We start from the raw sequence: 3,586 nt of genomic DNA on the forward strand, positions 1-3,586 counted from the left end.
AGATTTTGAGCCAAAAATTTGTTTTGCAAATCTTCCTCTCCAACCTTTTTCATCAAAATCAGGAAATGATGCACGATCTTGTTTTAGTTTTTTCATTCCAAATGTTTCAGGGATAGCTCCACGCAACGAAATATAATCAGTTAACTCTGATCTTTCTCTTGATCCAATTTCCTGAAACTGTGAATCATATACATAAACATGAAATCCCTCATTTCCAGAAAAATAGATATGTATGTTATCTTTAGTTATTGCAAAATCATCAATTAAAACTTCAGATAGTTTAGAGACTTCTGTTTTTGATGCATTAATACAATTTTTGCACGTTAAAGATTTTTTTTCTAATTTAGTGGAATTGCATTTTGAACATTGAGAGGTGTTTTTTGTTACTTCATTGCATTCATTGCAAATCGATACTGTATGATTTTCTCTACAGGATAAATTAAGATCTTTTGCATCAATATCAAAAATTAGATCTGCCTCTTTCCAATCTTTTTCATTCATAGGTAAATTAGGAAATGTATAATATGCATTAGAACAGTAAATGTCAGATGGTATATTTTGTATTATCATTAGATGTAATTCTTTGTTATCCTTTATTGCAATATGACGAGTCATTCCGGAATTGAATTTTTGGTAGCCAAATTCTCTTTCAGAAGTTCTTCCAGGAACTTTGATTTGATCAAAGTGTTCAAAGTAATATTTCTTAAAAGAATTTTCTAGAAATTTTATATCAACGTCTTGCATTATTTTTCTTCCTTCCAAATTGTAAGGGATTGATTATATTATCACACTCAGATGTTGCATAGCATAGATTTTGTGTTTTTAATTTTTCACATGATGGGCATGAATAGTGCGTTCCAGATCCTGATGTACCTGCCAAATGATTAAGCTGATACAAAGTTACACGTTCATTGTAATCAGGAGCATTTTTGAACAAAGGTGCAATTTGTTGAACTGGCTGTCCTTTTGATAAAAGAAAAGTTGCCAGCATAAATCTTCCAGAATGGGGAAGGTTTTCTCCCTTTTCAAGGATCTCAATTGCATGTTTTACACATGGTGGATATTCTCCAGTAGTAACAGTATAAGTAACAAATTTTTTTGATAGTGATACTAGTTTGTTTACAGAGTCTTCAAAACCAGGAATCATAGCAGGGGTCCTTGCGTTAATAATTTTTGAGTTGATGTATGTTCCTAATTCTTTTCTTATCAGTCTAACTGTTTCATGTGGTGAAAGATAGACTTTGCCATCTTCTACATGCCGATTAATTAGTTTCCATTCTCTTTCGTGAAAATTAATAGAGTGTTTTAAGTAATTAGATACCGGAATAACAAAATAGTTATCTAGTTTTTCTACTTGAACTGAAAAAAGATCATCAATTACTCTTATTGCAAGTTGATTTTTTGATTCATCTGAAATGTTAGCAAGATCTTTTTCCAGATATTTTTCTGCTCTTCTTGCCTCAGCTAAAGAAAATCTTTTGATTAAAGTATGCATTCCACTTAGTTTTAGCAATACAATTGCCAGTAAAAAGGAGAAAACTTCTCTTGGTAAAGCAGCTGAATTTGAGACATGATCTCCATCTAAATCAGATTTGTATATTTTACCATCTGCTGCGACTCTGATTCTTTCATATGCTTTCTCAATAAGCTGTTTCAAATCAGGATCAGATCCAAACTGCTCAAGTGAAAATCCTTGATCTTTGAGATATTGTCCTGCATCGGCTAGAAATGGATATTTGGCAATTTCATCTTGTCCTAGTGCAAGCATAAAAGTAATTTGCCGAGTTTACTTAAAAATCTGATTTTTAGATTTTGACTCTGGTTTAAATTATGTTTTAAGCAATGTTACATATGCAAATTGGATGTCATGTCTCAATATCTGGATCTATTGACAAATCAGTAGACAATGCTGTTGAAAGAAAATGTTCTGCATTTCAGATTTTTACAAGAAATCCAAGAGGATGGCATGCAAAACCACTTGTCAAAGAAAATATTGATAATTTCAAAGCAAAACTCAAAGCAAGTAAAATTGACAGATTGGCAACTTGTGCACATATGCCATATTTGCCAAATCTCGCAACACCAAAAAATGATGGGTTTGAGAAATCTGTTAAAACTTTGATAGATGAAATGGAAAGATGTGCACAATTAGGAATTCCGTATCTAGTAACACATCTTGGAAGTCATTTGGGAACAGGAGATGAGGCTGGAATTAAAAGACTCATTGAAGGATTGACTAGAGCTGGAAAAACAAAAAATGATGTAATGATTTTATTAGAAAATACAGCAGGGCAAAAAAATTCTGTTGGTTCTGATTTTAAACAATTGGGGGAAATTTTTACACAGTTAAAACCTGCAAAAAAGTTTGGTGTTTGTTTTGATACTTGCCATGCATTTGTTGCAGGATATAATTTGAAAACTGAAGAAGACGTAAAGAAAACTTTTGCTGAATTTGATAAACATGTGGGAATAGATAATTTAAAAATTCTTCACCTAAATGATGCAAAAGGAGAAGTGGGTTGTAATCTGGATAGACATTATCATCTTGGATTAGGTGGAATTGGAGAAAAAGGTATTGCATCTGTTGTAAAATTTGCCAACAAGAAAAAAATCCCCATAATTTTAGAGACCCCTATTGATGATGACCGTGATGACTTTGAAAATGTTAGAGTTGCAAAAGGATTTGCGTAGAAATTTATTTCATGAGTGAGTGAATGCAATAATGGACTATGAAGCAGTAATGAAATTGGCACTTGAGCGTGGATTTTATTTTCCTAGCTGTGAAGTATATGCTGATGCGCAAGCAGGGTTTTGGGAATATGGTCCATCAGGAGTTAGTCTAAAAAATAAATTTCTAGAATTATGGAGAAGGGAGTTAATCAGAAGAGACAGTATGCTAGAAATTGATGGTTCTCAAATAATGTCAAAGTCAGTTTTTGAGGCATCAGGACACTTGAGAAATTTTGCTGATCCAATAATCAAATGCACAAAATGTAATGCAACATTTAGAGCAGACAGAACTATTGCAGAACTTACACAAATTGAAATACCTGAAAGTGCAGACTTGGAAGAATTTGATAATGCAATTATTCAAAACAGCATCAAATGTCCAAAGTGTAAAGGTGATTTTGACAAGACCAAAAACTTCAACATGATGTTCAAAGTAGGTATTGGTCCTGAGGAGGAGGAGGCATATTTACGTCCTGAGACATGCCAATCAATTTTTGTGGATTTTCCTAGACTCTACAAGACTATGAGAGGCAAACTACCTCTGGGAATTGCTCAAGTAGGAAAGAGTTTCAGAAACGAGATAGCTCCAAGACAGAGTCTACTTCGATTAAGAGAGTTTTATCAGGCAGAAATTGAAGTATTTTGCAATCCAAACAAACTGACTGAGATGGAAAAGTTTTCAGAGATTCAAGATGTTACCATTAGAGTTCAAACAGATGCAGAACCTGTAGCCATGACATGCAAAGAGGCAGTAGAATCAGGTGTTGTTCCAAACAAGTTTGTTGCATACTACTTGGGAATCTTGACTGAATTTTACGAAAAAACTGGAATTGACATTACAAAAAGTAGATTCAGG

Annotated in this window: 4 protein-coding genes; 2 read left to right on the plus strand and 2 right to left on the minus strand. The window is 33.2% G+C overall.

The genetic code is table 11. The features are described from left to right. Together OEW78_RS10155 and OEW78_RS10160 are read right to left on the minus strand one after the other, a co-directional pair. A partial coding sequence (locus tag OEW78_RS10155) for a DNA primase small subunit domain-containing protein (protein ID WP_300327178.1) occupies positions 1–744 on the minus strand: 744 nt, incomplete at its 3' end. Further along, positions 731–1,768 carry a DNA primase gene (locus OEW78_RS10160; RefSeq protein ID WP_300327179.1) on the minus strand — a complete coding sequence of 346 codons (1,038 nt, stop codon included), beginning with the start codon at positions 1,766–1,768 and terminating at the stop codon, positions 731–733. The genes OEW78_RS10155 and OEW78_RS10160, both read right to left, overlap by 14 nt. Positions 1,769–1,851: 83 nt before the next feature. Here OEW78_RS10160 and OEW78_RS10165 point away from each other — a divergent pair, with 83 nt between their 5' ends. After that, complete coding sequence (locus tag OEW78_RS10165) at positions 1,852–2,691, plus strand: deoxyribonuclease IV (protein ID WP_300327180.1); 840 nt, start codon at positions 1,852–1,854, stop codon at positions 2,689–2,691. 31 nt (positions 2,692–2,722) lie between these two features. Further along, the coding region (glyS, locus tag OEW78_RS10170; protein WP_300327181.1) for a glycine--tRNA ligase at positions 2,723–3,586 on the plus strand (864 nt) is incomplete at its 3' end.

The organism is Candidatus Nitrosopumilus sp. (genome assembly GCF_029882185.1).
GTDB lineage: Archaea > Thermoproteota > Nitrososphaeria > Nitrososphaerales > Nitrosopumilaceae > Nitrosopumilus.